At 58.3% G+C, this 15,898-nt stretch carries 14 protein-coding genes; 3 read left to right on the forward strand and 11 right to left on the reverse strand.

Annotated elements, in window-relative coordinates; translation table 11 throughout:
* Positions 1–38: 38 nt before the first annotated feature.
* Entirely contained in the window at positions 39–773 is a 735-nt protein-coding gene (locus O148_RS0110495; RefSeq protein WP_157374617.1) for a hypothetical protein, read from the reverse strand.
* A 173-nt stretch (positions 774–946) separates the two neighbouring features.
* Here O148_RS0110495 and O148_RS0110500 point away from each other — a divergent pair, with 173 nt between their 5' ends.
* Positions 947–1,480 (forward strand): DUF3515 family protein, encoded by a 534-nt coding sequence (locus O148_RS0110500; protein ID WP_026530869.1) that lies wholly within the window; start codon positions 947–949, stop codon positions 1,478–1,480.
* A gap of 5 nt (positions 1,481–1,485) precedes the next feature.
* Here the strand turns inward: O148_RS0110500 and O148_RS0110505 are convergent, their stop codons facing one another.
* The 6 genes from O148_RS0110505 to leuC all read right to left on the reverse strand — a co-directional run bounded on the left by O148_RS0110505 (position 1,486) and on the right by leuC (position 8,030).
* Positions 1,486–2,628, reverse strand: coding sequence for a D-alanine--D-alanine ligase family protein (locus tag O148_RS0110505; protein WP_084157258.1), 1,143 nt, complete (start codon positions 2,626–2,628; stop codon positions 1,486–1,488).
* Positions 2,629–2,632: 4 nt separating this feature from the next.
* Positions 2,633–3,742 carry an NAD(P)H-dependent glycerol-3-phosphate dehydrogenase gene (locus O148_RS0110510; protein ID WP_084157259.1) on the reverse strand — a complete coding sequence of 370 codons (1,110 nt, stop codon included), beginning with the start codon at positions 3,740–3,742 and terminating at the stop codon, positions 2,633–2,635.
* Complete coding sequence (locus tag O148_RS0110515; protein WP_026530872.1) at positions 3,739–4,503, reverse strand: lysophospholipid acyltransferase family protein; 765 nt, start codon at positions 4,501–4,503, stop codon at positions 3,739–3,741. The genes O148_RS0110510 and O148_RS0110515 overlap by 4 nt, the downstream gene beginning before the upstream one ends.
* Complete coding sequence (murA, locus tag O148_RS0110520; protein ID WP_026530873.1) at positions 4,500–5,831, reverse strand: UDP-N-acetylglucosamine 1-carboxyvinyltransferase; 1,332 nt, start codon at positions 5,829–5,831, stop codon at positions 4,500–4,502. Before murA ends, O148_RS0110515 begins: the two co-directional genes overlap by 4 nt.
* Positions 5,832–5,919: 88 nt before the next feature.
* The gene (gene leuD / locus O148_RS0110525; RefSeq protein WP_026530874.1) at positions 5,920–6,522 is read right to left on the reverse strand and encodes a 3-isopropylmalate dehydratase small subunit; all 603 of its coding nucleotides are present in this window, start codon (positions 6,520–6,522) and stop codon (positions 5,920–5,922) included.
* A 71-nt stretch (positions 6,523–6,593) separates the two neighbouring features.
* Positions 6,594–8,030 carry a 3-isopropylmalate dehydratase large subunit gene (gene leuC / locus O148_RS0110530; RefSeq protein WP_026530875.1) on the reverse strand — a complete coding sequence of 479 codons (1,437 nt, stop codon included), beginning with the start codon at positions 8,028–8,030 and terminating at the stop codon, positions 6,594–6,596.
* A 145-nt stretch (positions 8,031–8,175) separates the two neighbouring features.
* Between leuC and O148_RS0110535 the strand changes: the two genes are divergently transcribed.
* Positions 8,176–8,889 carry an IclR family transcriptional regulator gene (locus tag O148_RS0110535; RefSeq protein WP_026530876.1) on the forward strand — a complete coding sequence of 238 codons (714 nt, stop codon included), beginning with the start codon at positions 8,176–8,178 and terminating at the stop codon, positions 8,887–8,889.
* Between the two features lie 19 nt (positions 8,890–8,908).
* Here O148_RS0110535 and thiL read toward each other — a convergent pair whose 3' ends face one another.
* Complete coding sequence (gene thiL, locus O148_RS16145; protein WP_051620106.1) at positions 8,909–9,934, reverse strand: thiamine-phosphate kinase; 1,026 nt, start codon at positions 9,932–9,934, stop codon at positions 8,909–8,911.
* Positions 9,935–9,982: 48 nt separating this feature from the next.
* Between thiL and O148_RS0110545 the strand changes: the two genes are divergently transcribed.
* Positions 9,983–10,882, forward strand: a complete 900-nt coding sequence (locus O148_RS0110545; RefSeq protein WP_026530877.1) for a DUF6492 family protein — start codon at positions 9,983–9,985, stop codon at positions 10,880–10,882.
* A gap of 33 nt (positions 10,883–10,915) precedes the next feature.
* Here the strand turns inward: O148_RS0110545 and O148_RS17160 are convergent, their stop codons facing one another.
* From O148_RS17160 to O148_RS0110560, 3 genes are all read right to left on the reverse strand, one after another.
* A complete protein-coding gene (locus O148_RS17160; protein ID WP_169737531.1) occupies positions 10,916–13,558 on the reverse strand; it encodes a polysaccharide lyase 8 family protein in 2,643 nt (880 codons plus the stop codon).
* Positions 13,559–13,626: 68 nt separating this feature from the next.
* Complete coding sequence (locus O148_RS0110555) at positions 13,627–14,505, reverse strand: hypothetical protein (protein ID WP_026530878.1); 879 nt, start codon at positions 14,503–14,505, stop codon at positions 13,627–13,629.
* Positions 14,506–14,561: 56 nt separating this feature from the next.
* Positions 14,562–15,893, reverse strand: coding sequence for a UDP-glucose dehydrogenase family protein (locus tag O148_RS0110560; protein ID WP_026530879.1), 1,332 nt, complete (start codon positions 15,891–15,893; stop codon positions 14,562–14,564).
* Between the last annotated feature and the right edge of the window lie 5 nt (positions 15,894–15,898).

Raw genomic sequence — 15,898 nt, forward strand, 5'->3', positions numbered from 1 at the left:
CTCGCGCAGAGCGCCAGCGATGCAACTCAATCTCGCCTTTACACATCCGACTGTCGACCGTTCCGCCGCCCACGGTGCAGTCGCAGGAAATACAACGCACCAAGCGCCACCAAAATCAGCACCACACTAATGCGGAACCACAGAGTAGCCCCGATCGGTTCGGAATCGCTGGTTTGCTCGGCCGCGGGTTGAGAGGCCGTTGCAGACGGCGTAGCAGATGGCGTGACGCTCGGTGTCGCGCTGGGAGTTGGTGTTTCCGTGGGCGTCGGCTCTGGGCTCGGCGTCTCAGTCGGCTCCTCTGGAGTCTCCTCAGAGACCAATCCCGTGGCAGCATCCCAGACAAAACCGGAACCCACGAGCGTCCCATCGGCACCGTAAACCAAGAGCCTGCCGGTACCGGGTTCGATCAACCACCCATTACCTGGGTAAATCAAGAAACCCGTCCCAGGATCAATCTGGAATCCCGTCACGGGATCTACCGGCACGGCCGGAGGAGGCGGGTCCGCTGGCGGCGGCGATTGCTCCTCGACAGGAGGTTCCGTCGGTTGCGGGTCTTGCGGCGTAGTTGGCTCTGGGGTGGAACCGCTCTCCGAGGGCGCCGGATCTGAGGTCGGCGCCTGCGACGGCTGCGTTTCTTCTGTCGGCGTGACGCTCTCGTCAACTACCTCAAATTGCGGCGACAACGGCGAAAACCCGGGAACGGCCTGCGCCCCCGGCGCAGCCATAAGAATAAGTAGGAGAACCGTCCCCACCAGTGAGAGCGCACGCCTCATACGGTCCAAGTACCTTTCAAGTGCCCCAAACTTGCCGAGTCCCCCAACTCGAATCAAGTTGCCTATCCATACTACTTTAACAGGTTTGACCACTAAGCACCCGTCGATGACGGTTAGAAAACTCACATTCACGCGATTGTGAACCGACCCAGCACGCGCTTTAGGCTGGATTCATGCACACCCCCGGCAAGCCCCCGCGCCCAGAACTGCGCAAAGCAACAAAAGTCACTTTGGCCGGCGCCAGCGTCATTGCCGCCCTCGCACTCACCTCATGCGCCGCGCCCGTTCAGGTCGATGCCGCCCCCGATGCCGCCAACGCCAAGTGCGCCCCCACCATGATTGCCCTGCCGGAGAAGATTAACGAGGAGCAGCTTCGCGAAACCACGTCGCAGGCAACTGCCGCGTGGGGAGACCCATCCTCTATCATTGTCCGTTGCGGTGTCACTCCCCCGCCGCCCACCACCGACCCGTGTGCCTCGGTCAACGGCGTGGACTGGCTCATCAAGCAGATCGAGGGCACCAACAACTGGCGCGCCACCACCTACGGCCGCGAGCCCGCCCTCGAGGTCGTGTTCAATCTGGATAAGGTGAGCTCGTCAACGGTTCTGGTCGACCTTGCGCAACCGGTTGCCCAACTCCCCCAGGTCGCCAAATGCCTCAATGTTCAGGACACAACCGACCTTCAGCAGGGCACCAAGAGCAAGTAAACCCGCTAGCGCAGCCCAATCCGGCGTGAGAGCGCCAGGTTCACCAGCTCATCAATGAGCTGCTCGTACGGCAGCCCGGTTTTCGCCCACATTTGCGGGTACATGCTGATTGGCGTAAACCCGGGCATCGTGTTGATTTCGTTGATCACGAATTCGCCCTCGGGCGTATAAAAAAAGTCCACCCGGGAGAGCCCCTCGGCCTCGAGCGCCATAAACGCCCTCGCCGCTAACTCGCGCACGAGCGCAATATCCGCCTCCGGCAAATCCGCGGGGCAGCTCAAGTCCGCCGCATTGCCCTCTACATACTTTGCCTCAAAGTCGTAAAAATCGTGATCTTGGGACGTCACCGCAATCTCGCCGGGCAGTGTTGTGCGCGGTTCGCGTTGTTCACGCGCTTCAAGCACCCCCACCTCGATCTCACGCCCGGCAATGCCCTCCTCCACGATCACCTTGGGATCAAACTCCCGGGCATGTACGACGGCGTTAGCCAACTCCCCGGGTTCGCTCACCTTGGTGATCCCCATCGAGGATCCGGCGCGTGCGGGCTTAACGAAGAGCGGAAAGTTCAGCGATGCGGCACGCCCGAGCGCACCTTCTCGATCGAATTCCCAATCGCGATCGGTAATGACTTCATAGGGGCCTACGCGCAATCCGGCAGCGGCAAAGAGGACCTTCATGAAGTGTTTGTCCATGCCGGCTGCCGAGGCGAGTACCCCCGAACCGACGTAGGGAACGCCAGCCATTTCCAGCATGCCTTGGATGGTGCCATCTTCGCCAAACGGTCCGTGCAGCAGCGGGAACACGACGTCCACGTCGCCTAGGCTCTTTACCGGATCGCCCTCGTTGACGCTCATGAGTTCTTGCCCATCCGCGGTGGAGTGCAATTGCACCGCTGTGCCTGCTCCACTCACCTCGGGAGAGTCTCCGGAGTCCAACGCGAAGCGGGTCTGACCGGCAGGAACCAGGGTCCATTGTCCGCTCTTGGTAATGCCGACCGGGATCACGTCATATTTTTCCGGGTCCATGGCGGAGATGACGGACTGTGCCGTGACGCAACTGACCGCATGCTCGCTGGAAACCCCGCCAAACACCACGGCTACCCGAATCCGGGAATCCCGGCCACCAGTCGTTGGTGTGATCTCGTTCACGCTGTTATTGCTCGCCTTCTGATTTCAATTGGCGTCCCATGAGCCGGGGTCCTAAATCGGTTGCGGAAAGGTGTCCTTGCAAGACTTTCACAACACTTGCGGCAATGGGCATCTCGACACCCATTTTGACGGCAAGTTCGTGGACGGCCTCCCCGGACTTGATGCCTTCCGCCGTTTGCGTCATGCGCGCAGCGACCTCGTCAAGGCTCAGGCCCTCTCCGAGTAATTTTCCTGCGGTGTGGTTACGGCTCAGCGACGATGAGCAGGTTGCTACGAGGTCACCTAGGCCGGCAAGTCCGGCCATGGTTTCGGCGTGACCGCCCAGCGCTTGGGCGAGGCGTGTCGTTTCGGCAAGGCCCCGAGTGATGACGGACGCCTTCGTGTTGTCCCCCACTCCCAGGCCCTCGCACATGCCGACCGCAAGAGCGATGACATTCTTGACGATGCCGCCGATTTCCACACCGACAACGTCGCCGTTGGTGTACGGGCGGAAATATCCGGTGGTGCTTGCGCCGGCGATAAGAGCCGCCGTCTGTTCATCGGTACTCGCCACGACCGAGGCCGTCGGTTCCTCCCTCGCGATTTCCATGGCCAGGTTCGGTCCCGAAACCACGGCAACCTGACGCGCCGGAACACGCAGTACCTCTTGAATCACCTCTGACATGCGCAGATCGGTGCCGAGTTCCAGCCCCTTCATGAGCGAGACGACAATGGCGTCGGGAGGGAAATCGTCCTTCAGTTCGCTCAGTTGCGCCCGCAAGGTTTGGGCAGGCACAGCAAGCACCACGACGTCGGCGCCCGCGAGCGCCGTGCGCGGATCACTTGTCGCGCGCATTGAACCGGGAAGCGCGGTTTCACCCAAGTATGTGGAATTACGGTGCCGGTTGTTGATGTCTTCAACGACCTCGGGGTTCCGCGCCCACAAGACAAATTCGGTGGAGGTATCGCTCACGCCGGTCTTATTGGTCTGCGCCGCGTCCGCCATGACCTTGGCAAAGGTGGTGCCCCAGCTTCCCGCGCTCAGGACGGCTACTTTTTTCAGCGGTTCGCGGGACCGAACGGAGTTGGCGGCGTCGGTGGAATTATCGGTTACTTCTTGGTGGGTATCGCTCATGTCGCGTCGCCTTCACGCGATCCATTGTCCAGCGTGCGGCCATGCGAGGTCTGCTTGTGCTCGGCAGGATCCCATCGCTTTGGCGGCGCCTTTTCGCTGCGCAGTTCTTCTAGCAGCTCCGTGATCGCGTCCATCACGCGATCGGTTGCCTTGGCTAAGAGTTCTCGATCAATCGGCTTGCCACGAAACTCGTCAAGGTCAACCGGGTTCCCGATGAGCACTCGAACTTTCTTGCGGGGGAAAATGTGCAATTTCTTGCCGTATCGAGGAAGCACTTCTTGCGCTCCCCAATGAGCCACCGGGACAAGGGGGGCACCCGTCTGCAGGGCGAGTCGCGCGGCGCCGGTGTGTCCTTTCATCGGCCACAGATCCGGGTCGCGGGTGAGGGTACCTTCTGGGTACACAATAATTCCACCGCCCTGATCAATCACGGTCTTGGCTGCCTCGAGGGACCGATGGGCTCCTGAGCCGGCGCGCTCCACCGGAATTTGCTGAGATGCGCTCAGCAGCGCGCCGACAACCGGAACCTTAAACAGCGACGATTTCGCCAGAAAATGCGGGTTGACCTTGTTGTTGTAGAGCATGTGTCCCACCGCAACCGGATCGATTTCCGTGACGTGGTTGGGCGCCACGATCATTCCCGTGTCCTTGGGCAATCGTTCGGTATTGAGCCATTGCTTGCCCATCAACAGGTTCATAACAGGGCGAAGTACGGTGGCAAGCACACCAAAGGTGAGGCGCGCTTTGAGGGGCTCTTTCATGCCGCGAGTTTTTCTTCAACATCAAAGTCGGCGCCGAGGCCGCGAAGCTTGTCGAGAAAGCGCTCATAGCCGCGGTTTATGATCTCGATACCGGTCACCCGCGAGGTGCCAGTGGCGGCCAGGGCCGCAATCAAGTGGCTGAACCCGCCGCGCAGATCCGGGATGTCGATATCCGCGCCGCGAAGTTGAGCCGGTCCGGAAATCACGGCCGAATGCTTGAAGTTGCGCTGGCCAAAGCGGCAGGGCACCGAGCCGAGGCATTCGGAGTGCAACTGGATATTGGATCCCATGCGCACGAGCGCGTTTGTGAACCCGAAACGGTTCTCGTAGACGGTTTCGTGAACAATAGACACACCCTCGGCTTGCGTGAGTGCGACCACGAGCGGCTGCTGCCAATCGGTCATGAAGCCGGGATGCACGTCGGTCTCCAGAATCAGCGGCGAGAGTTTACCGCCCGGGTGATAGAAGCGGATGCCCTCGTCATCAACCTCGAACGCACCACCGACCTTGCGATAGGTGTTCAGGAATGAGGTGAGATCCTGCTGGTCGGCGCCCTTGACGTAAATGTCGCCTTTGGTCACGAGGGCTGCCGAGGCCCAGGACGCGGCCTCATTGCGGTCGGTGAGCGCCTTGTGGTTGTAGCCGGTCAGTTCTGCAACGCCTTCAATGCGGATCACCCGATCGGTTTGCACGCTGATAATCGCGCCCATTTTCTGGAGCACCGCAATGAGATCGAGAATTTCCGGCTCGACGGCCGCGTTGGAGAGTTCGGTGATCCCCTCGGCCCGAACCGCTGTGAGCAAAACCTGTTCCGTTGCCCCCACGCTGGGATAGGGCAACGCTACCTTGGTGCCCTTTAAGCCTTTGGGTGCCGAGATCGAGATGCCGCCGACTTGCTTGTCCACGACAGCGCCGAATTGGCGCAAGACCTCGAGGTGGAAGTCGATCGGACGATCACCGATCCGGCAGCCGCCGAGGTCCGGGATGAACGCGGCACCGATCGAGTGCATAAGCGGACCGCAAAAGAGAATGGGTATGCGTGAGTCACCGGCATGGGCATGAATATCGGTGGACTGAGCGGTCTTTGCGCCGCTTGGGTCCAGGACCAGGGTTCCGGCGTCGCGGTCATAGTCAACGCTCACGCCGTGCAGTTCTAAGAGGCTCGTCACCACATCGACGTCTTTGATTTCCGGGACGTTGCGGATTGTCGATTTATCGTTTCCGAGGAGCGCGGCAACCATGGCTTTGGGCACCAAATTCTTTGCGCCGCGAACTTCGACGGTTCCGGTCAAGGGCACACCGCCGCGAATGGTCAAGACACTTGTCATGGGACCCCATTTCTTGTGAACAGGCGCCGTGAGGTGGCGTGGCGCCTCACTCAAGTGTAAAAGCTGGCAGAGAGAGTCTGAAATACATTTATGCCGTTTTCGCGGGAAGCGTGTGCGGCTTGAAGCTCTGCCGCTGCGCCTCAAACGCGTCAATGTCATCCTCGTGTTGCAGTGTCAAACTGATGTCATCCAAGCCTTCCAAGAGGCGGTATCGGGTGTATTCGTCGATGCTGAAGGGCACAACCAGGGTGTCACAAGTGATGAGCTTGGATTCCAGGTCAACGGTGATCTCGGTTCCCGGAGCATTCTCGAGGACCTTCCAGATGAGTTCAACGTCACCCTGATCGACCTCGGCCGTGACGAGCCCCTGTTTCCCAGAGTTCCCGCGAAAGATGTCCGCAAAACGGGCTGAGATGACCGCCTTGAATCCGTAGTCCTTGAGCGCCCACACCGCGTGTTCGCGCGAGGATCCGGTGCCAAAATCGGGTCCGGCCACCAGCACCGAGCCGCGATCAAAGGGCTCCTTATTCAGAATGAACTCCGGGTCTTTGCGCCAGGAGGCAAAGAGCGCATCCTCGAATCCGGTGCGGGTGATCCGCTTGAGGTAGACGGCGGGGATGATCTGGTCGGTATCTACGTTGCTGGAGCGCAACGGTACGCCGATTCCGGTGTGTGTCGAAAACTTTTCCATGGGGTGATTTCCTTAGCCGTACGGGAGGTGGGGTGCGCTCACGTGGTGAGCAACGCCGTCGTTCATCTTTTTCAGGCGTTGACGAGGTCCGAGGGCGCCGAGAGGGTTCCGCGGATGGCGGTTGCCGCCGCCACGACCGGCGAGACGAGGTGTGTGCGGCCGCCCTTGCCTTGGCGGCCCTCGAAATTCCGGTTGGACGTGGAAGCGCAGCGTTCGCCCGGCGCGAGCTGGTCCGGGTTCATGCCGAGGCACATGGAGCATCCGGCGAAGCGCCATTCGGCACCGAAGTCGGTGAAGACCTTGTCGAGGCCCTCTGCTTCTGCTTCCAGGCGCACGCGCGCGGAACCGGGGACCACGATCATGCGCACCTCGGGGTCTTTGACCTTGTTTTTAATGATGGCGGCAGCGGCGCGCAGGTCTTCGATGCGGCTGTTGGTGCAGGAGCCGAGGAACACGGTGTCGACGCGGATGTCTTTCATCGGGGTGCCGGCCTCGAGGCCCATGTAGTCCAGGGCCTTTTGGCAGGCGGCCTTGGCGTTGTCGTCGCCAAAGTCTTCTGGACTGGGAACTTTTGCGGAGAGACTGACGCCTTGGCCGGGGTTGGTGCCCCAGGTGACGAATGGTTCGAGGGTATTGGCGTCGATGAAGACTTCTTCGTCAAAGGTGGCGCCCTCGTCGGTTGGTAGGGAACGCCAGTATTCGAGCGCCCGGTCCCACTCCTCGCCTTCGGGCGCATGCGGTTTGCCCTTGAGGAATTCGAAGGTGGTTTCATCCGGGGCGATCATGCCGGCACGGGCGCCGGCCTCGATCGACATATTGCAGATAGTCATGCGAGCGTCCATGGAGAGCGCGCGGATGGCCGAGCCGCGGTATTCGAGAACGTAGCCCTGTCCCCCGCCGGTGCCGATTTTGGCGATGACCGCGAGGATGATGTCTTTCGAGGACACGCCTGGGCGCAACTCGCCTTCGACGTTGATGGCCATGGTTTTAAAAGGCTTGAGGGGCAGCGTTTGCGTAGCGAGGACGTGCTCGACTTCACTGGTGCCGATGCCGAAAGCGAGAGCGCCCACCGCGCCGTGCGTGGAGGTGTGCGAGTCTCCGCAGACCACGGTCATGCCCGGTTGGGTGAGCCCGAGCTGCGGTCCGACGACGTGGACGATGCCCTGTTCCTTGTCGCCAAGCGAGTGCAGGCGGATGCCGAACTCTTCGGCGTTGTGGCGCAAGGTTTCGATTTGGGTCCGGCTAATGGGGTCCGCGATGGGCTTATCGATGTCGAGGGTGGGGGTGTTGTGGTCCTCGGTTGCGATGGTGAGGTCTGGGCGGCGGACCGGTCGATTGGCCAAGCGCAGGCCCTCAAAGGCCTGCGGGCTGGTGACCTCGTGGACAAGGTGCAGGTCGATGTAGAGGAGGTCTGGCTTGGCGTCCGCCCCTTGGCCTTCGCCCTTTGCGACGACGTGATCGGTCCACACTTTTTCAGCCAGCGTACGCGGTGCGTTCTGCGCGCTCATGGCGGCTCCTTTGTCCTGCCTGTTTCTTGCTTGTTTGGTGCTCTGATGCGCCCGGTGGGGCGTTGTATCTACTACAGCACTCCGGGTTTGGCGGAGGCTAGCTCGCCGATTTGCATCTCACATAATGAGACTGCAATATCAGAGTATGGACAACGCAAGTGGTGTGGGCGTCATAGATAAGGCGAAGATGGTGCTGGATGCGCTGGAGTCTGGGCCGACGACGCTCGCGGAGCTCGTCAAGGTGACCGGTTTGGCGCGGCCGACGGCGCACCGACTTGCCGTGGCGCTGATTCATCACCGCCTGGTGGCCCGAGATATGCAGGGCCGTTTTGTGCTGGGGCCGCGGCTGGTGGAATTGGCGTCCTCGGCCGGGCAGGATCGACTGGTGGCGCTCGCCGGACCCGAGCTCATTGCATTGCGGGATGCGACCGGCGAGTCTGCTCAGGTGTTTCGCCGCCAGGGCGAGTGGCGCGTGTGCGTGGCCTCGGCCGAGCGGCCGGTGGGCCTGCGGGACACGATCCCGGTGGGGACGCAGTTGTCGATGAAGGCCGGGTCCGCGGCGCAGGTGTTGTTGGCCTGGGAGGACCACGACCGAATCATCGAAGGACTGAAGAACGCGCGGTTCACGCCGACGATTCTGGCCGGCGTCAGGCGGCGCGGGTGGGCGCAGTCGCTGGGTGAGCGGGAATTGGGGGTGGCGTCGGTGTCGGCGCCCGTGCGCGGACCCTCGGGGCGCGTTATTGCGGCGATGTCTATTTCGGGGCCGATGGACCGGCTAACCCGGCAACCCGGACGGATGTACGCGGAAGTGGTGGTGAATGCCGCGCGGAAGCTGTCGAATCAGTTGCGAAGCGGGTAGTTTGACCCCCGCGGGGCGGCTATTTTTGCTCGGCAAATGGATCCCAGCCCATGGATCCCGTCACTTTGTTTCCGTCAAGTGTAACTAGTGGCTGGTTAGTGTCACTGCGCTCGAGGAGTTCGCCGATCACAGCGAATTCCTCTGGTAATCGAATTTCTGGTGGAGCGGCCACGAGGAGCGCGTAGTCCTCCCCACCGCCAAGAACCCAATGGAGAGGATCAACTTTCATGCGCTCGGCAAGAGAGTTCAAATCAGCGCTGACGAACCGGTCAACGTGCTTCTGGTTAAGATCGACCTGAACTGTGGAAGCAAGTGCAATTCTGGATGCGTCCACGACAAGTCCGTCCGAGATATCCATCCCGCACCTCACCCCCAGACTCACCGCTTGCTGCCCGCTTGTGAGTGTTGGCTGAGGTCGGGTCTGCGCCAGAAAAAGTTCAGGAAACTCCCGCACGAGCGATGGGTCAACCGACTCCAGAATTGCAAGCCCTGCCGCTGCCTGTCCAAGAGCGCCCGCGACATAAAGACGGTCGCCTGGTCTCCCTGAAGATCTCAATAAGGTCTGGGGTTCCCCGTTCCTCCCGCTTTTCAAGGAGCCAAGCACTGTGAGGCTCGCTGAGAATTCAGTCCCTGAGCCGGTGTCACCACCGACTAACTCTGTCTGGTTAGCCCCTAGGACGTGACAGCACTCCGCAATACCTGTCGCCAGGTCCGCAACGTCTTGAGATCGCGCGTAAGGGTCTAAGGTGCAACTCAGGAGCATGAAGGTGGGACTAGCGCCCATGGCGTTAATATCCGAAAGATTCTGAGCGGCCAATTTCCAGCCAATATCCGCCAATGTGGTCGCAACGCCGGACGGCCAGTTCCATCGAAAGTCTTGACCTTCGGTGACGGTATCGACTGTGACAGCCGTGTGCGTGAAGCTCGGGGGAAGAATCGCGGCGTCATCGCCGGGACCTAGGGTCGCCTTGGTGCGCTCCAGCCTCGCCGATCCAAGAAGGATACGATTAATAAGTTCTCCTTCGGATACCGATACGTAACGCATACGTGGCAGTTTACGGGATGCTACCGGCTGCGACGTACAATAAGAATCATGCCGAAGTCCTTCCCTATCGCGTCTGTCTTTTTTGAGGGCGACTTGCGCCTACAGATCCTCCAAGCCATTTCGATTGATCGACTTTTCGACATCTCAGGACTGACGCAATATACCTTAGTTCTAAATGGGAATGACAATGGAAAGCTAAAATCAGATTTTATTAGGGCGATTGATCATACCATTTCAACTGCGCTTCGCGAGAAAATGCGGTTCGTTGAGTGGGCGGAAGTGTATGGTCAGGAACCTACCATCGGCAAGCTAAGCCAACAAGCATTGAAGTTGGGGATATCCGGGCTGTACGAGGACGAATACTACCTTGTACTAGATGCAAAAAACCATTTCGTTAGCCCGTTCACCATGGACGGTTTCTTTAACGAAAAGAAACCGGTGTCATCTCTTGTAGGAATCAACTCCTACTGGAGGAATTGGGTCGAACAATCTTTCCTTGCAATTGACATGAACCCCGCGGAATCCCGAGGCGTTATGATCGCATCCACCACCCCCTTCGCGTTCAACACCGAAAAAGCAAAGAAACTGATACTTTTTATTGAAGCTAAATTTGGAAAGAGATTTCCAGCCGCATTCCGAGAGATGGGTAGAGTGAACAGCCTTCTAATGTATTATGCATGGATGAGGAAGTCTGGGATCGATTCATATCATTTTGGTAAACGCGAGAGAAATATTTGCAATACTCTTTTCGCTATTTGGCCACAGGACGAAAGCATCGTTCGTGAGAGTATTGCGCGGTGCGCGAAAGGTGCCGTCCCGCTTTTCGGCGTAGATCTTGAGCGTCTTGATCACCTCACCGCCGAGCAGCGAGTACTAATTGGCGACCTGTGGCACCAAAACCTATTGCACGAATGGGAATCGGCGAAGTGGTTCCTCACCGCGCCGTGAATACGCGGCCGCATTGATTTTTATCAATGCACATTACGGCCGAATAACCACACCCGCGATCCGCACTCGACGCTCCGAACTTCCCGGTTCGCCAGCATCCAACACGCTGATCTTTAATGAGTGCGTCTGGTCAGGAGCGAGGCCGCCAATCATGGCGACGATTCTTACCCCATCGCTCGCTGGTTTGTATGTATCAACGAGGCGTGGAGGGTCGCCGTCAATGCTCACTTCCATAACCCCGCCGTCTGGCCCGCAAATGGACTGGATACCAATCGCGGACCCTCTGAACGGCAATTCCGCTGTGGCGGATTCGGATGTACCGTTCACGGCGACTTCACCGGTTTCCCAATCGGGTCCGTCAAATCGCCAGTGCAAGAGTCCTTCACCCGTGATGCGATGGGAGACTACCAACACGGGGTCATGGGTGAAACGCCAATGAAATCCGTGCCCCCTGCTTCCTTGAGTAGCAACAGCAATTCGATAGGACGCACCGTTATCCGTGAACTCTGAGTGCTCCGGGAACTCAATCATCGTCCCGGGCATACGACTAACCACAATGCCGACAACCTTGTCGTGTCTCGGCGGCGCCGAGACAGTGACCACTTGATCTTTTGTTCCGATCGGACCCTGGGCGTCCTCTCCGATGATGACCGAAGCACGAACGTTTGCAGCAATCCCCGCAACTTTCCCCGGGGCGAAAAAGTTCGCCATGACCAGGTTACGATCCGCGACCTTAATGGCCTGAAGGCTCGGCGAGTTTGCGATCACCGAGAACCGCGGATCGGATGCCCGCTCAGCCGTTGATCCCTCCATGGCAGTAGGGAGAACAGCATACTGGTAGTCCCTCGAGGAAGGATTCACTCCGTGATCAATAATGACGTTGAAATACTCGTCCGTTTTCTCAAGACCGCTTCCAGACTCGTTGATAGCTCGCCACGTAGAGGTTCTCGATTCTTTCGATATTTTGATGGACGGAGTCCCTAAGAACAGGTAACCGCCAACGCCCTCGATATGCGCCCAGCCGATCGTATCGGGCGACGTTGTTCCGTCTTGGTGCTCAGAGTAGCCTCGGCCGTCTACCAGGATCCGTTGTGTCGCACTTTGTAGTTTGCGAGATTCGATGGTCGTATGTACACGTTGGCCCTGCGTCGCAGTGATTCCAGAGCCCAAACAAACAACCGCATCCTCAAGCGCAAACCACGATTTGAATGCACAAAGGTCACCGTCATATGCCCGATGATCCAGCCCAATCGCCCCCACTTTCCCGAGCCACCCAACTCCGCCGGCCCACTCTTGGCTTGCCTGAGGTATTACTGTTCGATTGCTCGGCGCAGGATCACGTTGTTCGAGACCGTTCGTCACGCCGGGAAGGTGGTATGGATCGCTTGTCGCCCAGTAGTCCACCGAAAACGCCTGCGGATCGGTCTCCACTCGCAATTGCATGAGGCCGTCACCCTGGTACCACCCCGAATTGTTCTCACCATTTCCCCACGAATACCTCCCAATTCGATTGGACGAAAGAGAGAAACTAACAGCCCAGGAACCCTTGTGATGAACTACTCGAAGCTGGTCTGGCATGTGAAAATGTCCCTGCAGCGCATCTGCTGCAGGGACCTGCTCATCGGCCAAGAGATCCGCAGCGAGTTGCGATTGAAACACGCTTCGGAGGTGAGAGTCTTTGGCCAGATCCACTCTTGCGAGGAGCCAGCTCTTCACCAAGGAGCGAAACCGTGCCCGGTAACTCGGGAAGCTTTCGGCGAGAACAAGCACATCGCCGGCAAGCTGGCCCCCGGCAACGTGATCGGATTCTTCCTCTCTCGATACGGCCCTGCCACGGACCGCATCCATCACCGCAGCGCCAAACACAAATGGAGAAAATGTCAGTTCAATGGAGTCCAGTAGTACTTTGACGTCCGGAGTATTCATCTGCCAGACCGTGCCCGCCAATGTGGCAAACGTACTGGATACTGAGCTCAGCGCGACGATGCCATATGACCCCGCTTGAGCTAAACGGTTGTGTTGAATAAACGAACCGTCTGCATAGAATCCGTCGCCCCGTTCAACGTACCTGAATAGCGTGCGGGCTCCCAAGCCGGCGACGTCGCTAATGCATTCGATCCCTTGCGTTATACGTTCGGCGCGTTCCGAAACTAATCCATGCACAACAACAATATGCGCTTTATCACTCCGATTTGCGCCGGACTCTTTTTCTGCGGGGTTCGCGGTTCGAACGTTTGGATCCGGAATATGGGTGCTCAAGAACGCATCGATGTACTGCAAATCGCCCTCAGTCATGTCCGATCGCAACAGAGCACCCAAGTTCACCAGGTGCTTTGGAATGCCGACTTCCCAGAACCACCAATTGCCCGTGGCCTCTCGATCGGTTGGAAAGTCGACTTTAAAGCGACGGAAACGAGCGAGAAGCAAGCCCAGAAGTTTCGCATCCAAGTAAAACTGGCTACCTCTGGTTCGGTAGGCAATTGCCAGACTCGCGAGACGATCAATGGTGATATGACCGCTCTTCGGGTCTTGCGCCTCGCCAGATTCTCCCCTGACAGACTCCTCTTCGGAGCCCGTCCGTATATCCCTGAGGTACAGTCGCGCTTTCTCATCGAGAGCCTCTATCAGCATCGCAGACTGGGGTGTCAGCTCCCGATCCGGTGCTCCAGTGAGCAATGACCTCCACTGATCTCGCCCTTGTTGGAAATCTTCCTCAAACCGATTCGCAGGCTCTCGCGATTTCATCACAAACGCAACAGCTTTTCGAGTGCGGACATAAAGACGTCGCGCTCAGGTGGCACGTGGGTCTCACCGTCGTCATACTCAAGAACCTCGACTTGCATCTCGCTTTCTCGATCCTTGAGCGCGTAGAAGAATGGACGAAAATGGTCATCGTGGTGATGGTCTGACACGTTTGTCGCGTATAGGATTCTTGTCGCGTGGTCGCGACTATACCGGCGAACCGCTGACAGCCGGTCACCCATAATCCAGGTCCAATCATTCACTCCATCAACGTCTCGGTCGGACACTCCATGTACTTCGGGGAGTACAGCATTGATGTAGTTCTTCTGTGCCCACACCGATCCATTAGGCAACACATACCGATGAATCTGTGTTTGTGGGTTGAAAACAAGTGTCTTGGACCCAGGCACCATGGGTGCAACTTGCAGCGAGGCAAAACCGCCACCGGACGACCCAGAGAGAACAATTCGTTTCGCTCCGATCGTCTCTGCGATCAGCCGAATTTTGTAGGCGAGAATTGCGAAAAGGTCGATCTCTAGATTTCCGCTAAACCACGTAAGCTGAACCGTCTCGTTAGAATGCAACCAAGGGTCCGCGAACGCGAGAATGCTAAAGTCGGTTTCAGCTAGGGTGGCTACTCGCTCGAATCGAGGTATGGAGAACTTGGATCGGTCTAAAGCGCCGTGAAAGGAGACCACCAAGGTGTTAGATTGACGGTTCACCAATAAGTAGTCCAGGGGGTAACCGTTTGAGAGAGCCGACCGGTACCGCGACACGCCGGTCTCTGCGTGGGAACCGTCAAAGATTGAGTTCTTGGTCAACGGTGCATTCTCATGCCGAGGTGAGAGCTCGGAGAGTGGGATTGTTTTGGGCTCAATCATTTTTTGTTCTTACTACCTCTTAACTTGTTCATCTCGCGCAAACTAGGAGGTGATGGTTAACCATGGAAATCGAACTTGCGCCCGAGAGCGTCGACCGTCCAGCCTTCCGACTCCCATTCGGCCACTGAGAGAACGTTTCTCGCGTCGATCAGCTGGCGATGTGCCACCTTATTGGCGGTAAGTTTCGGGTCAAGAATCCTAAAATCGGACCATTCGGTTGCCAGGACGAGGAGATCCGCACCATCCAATGAGTCCTCTAGCGATTCTGCGTATGCGAGGCGGGGGAAACGTGCCTCTGCATTTGCGTTTGCCACTGGGTCAAAGACGGTGACGTCGTAGCCCATCTCATACAGTTTGGAGGCCACGTCGAGTGCCGGGGAGTCGCGAACGTCGTCGCTATCTGGTTTAAACGCCGCACCAAGAACCGTGACTTTCTTACCGTCGACGCGGTCCAGACGGTTTGCGGCCATTTCACACAAGCGCGCTCGACGGCGCAGGTTGATATCGTCGACCTGATTGAGGAAGGACATCGTCCGGTCGAGCCCGAGTTCGGACACCCTCGCCTGAAGCGCTCGAATATCCTTGGGAAGGCAACCCCCGCCGAATCCCAGGCCGGCATTCAGAAAACGGCGCCCAATGCGAGTGTCGATGCCAATAGCGTCCGCCAGCGTTGTGATGTTTCCACCGACATGTTCGGTGACCTCGGCAAAAGCGTTGATGAAGGAGATTTTCGTCGCCAGGAATGCGTTTGCCGCGACCTTGACGAGCTCGGACGTTTCAAAGTCCGTGGTGATGATGGGAGTGCCCGCGTCCAGGATCGAGCGATACACTTCGTCTAACCCATACGTCTGACCCTCAACGTTAGCCCCGACAACGATCCGATCGGGGGTAAGCGTATCTTCTACCGCAAATCCCTCACGGAGAAACTCCGGGTTCCACACAAGCTCTACGTCAATTCCCTCAGGCACCGAACGCTTTGCCAGGTCACGGAGGCTACGCGCGGAGCCGACGGGTACGGTTGATTTTCCGACAATCAATCCGCTGTGGGTCATGGATCTGGCGACGTTCTCAACCGCCTCAATCACAAACGACATATCGGCGGAGGTTTCACCGGCCTTCTGAGGAGTGCCAACGGTAATGAAGTGCACGTCAGCATCAGCGACTCCCTCGGCCAGGTTGGTCGTGAAAGTCAGCGTGCCACGCTCAATGTTCCGATCCAAGAGCGTAGGCAAACCAGGTTCGTGGAAGGGTACCTTCCCATTGGCCAGATCCGAGATCTTGCGTTCATCGACATCGATACCAACCACGCGGTGGCCAAGTTCTGCCATGCATACGGCGTGAGTCGCGCCCAAATAGCCAGTTCCGATTACACTAATAGTCTTCACGATGGGGT

It is taken from the genome of Haematomicrobium sanguinis DSM 21259 (assembly GCF_000688395.1).
In the GTDB taxonomy this organism is placed as follows: Bacteria; Actinomycetota; Actinomycetes; order Actinomycetales; family Micrococcaceae; genus Haematomicrobium; species Haematomicrobium sanguinis.

Coding starts and splice junctions, on each gene's coding strand:
- O148_RS0110495 (WP_157374617.1), bottom strand. CDS start 773: ATGAGGCGTGCGCTCTCACTGGTGGGGACGGTTCTCCTACTTATTCTT.
- O148_RS0110500 (WP_026530869.1), top strand. CDS start 947: ATGCACACCCCCGGCAAGCCCCCGCGCCCAGAACTGCGCAAAGCAACA.
- O148_RS0110510 (WP_084157259.1), bottom strand. CDS start 3,742: ATGAGCGATACCCACCAAGAAGTAACCGATAATTCCACCGACGCCGCC.
- O148_RS0110515 (WP_026530872.1), bottom strand. CDS start 4,503: ATGAAAGAGCCCCTCAAAGCGCGCCTCACCTTTGGTGTGCTTGCCACC.
- murA (WP_026530873.1), bottom strand. CDS start 5,831: ATGACAAGTGTCTTGACCATTCGCGGCGGTGTGCCCTTGACCGGAACC.
- leuD (WP_026530874.1), bottom strand. CDS start 6,522: ATGGAAAAGTTTTCGACACACACCGGAATCGGCGTACCGTTGCGCTCC.
- leuC (WP_026530875.1), bottom strand. CDS start 8,030: ATGAGCGCGCAGAACGCACCGCGTACGCTGGCTGAAAAAGTGTGGACC.
- O148_RS0110535 (WP_026530876.1), top strand. CDS start 8,176: ATGGACAACGCAAGTGGTGTGGGCGTCATAGATAAGGCGAAGATGGTG.
- thiL (WP_051620106.1), bottom strand. CDS start 9,934: ATGCGTTACGTATCGGTATCCGAAGGAGAACTTATTAATCGTATCCTT.
- O148_RS0110545 (WP_026530877.1), top strand. CDS start 9,983: ATGCCGAAGTCCTTCCCTATCGCGTCTGTCTTTTTTGAGGGCGACTTG.
- O148_RS0110555 (WP_026530878.1), bottom strand. CDS start 14,505: ATGATTGAGCCCAAAACAATCCCACTCTCCGAGCTCTCACCTCGGCAT.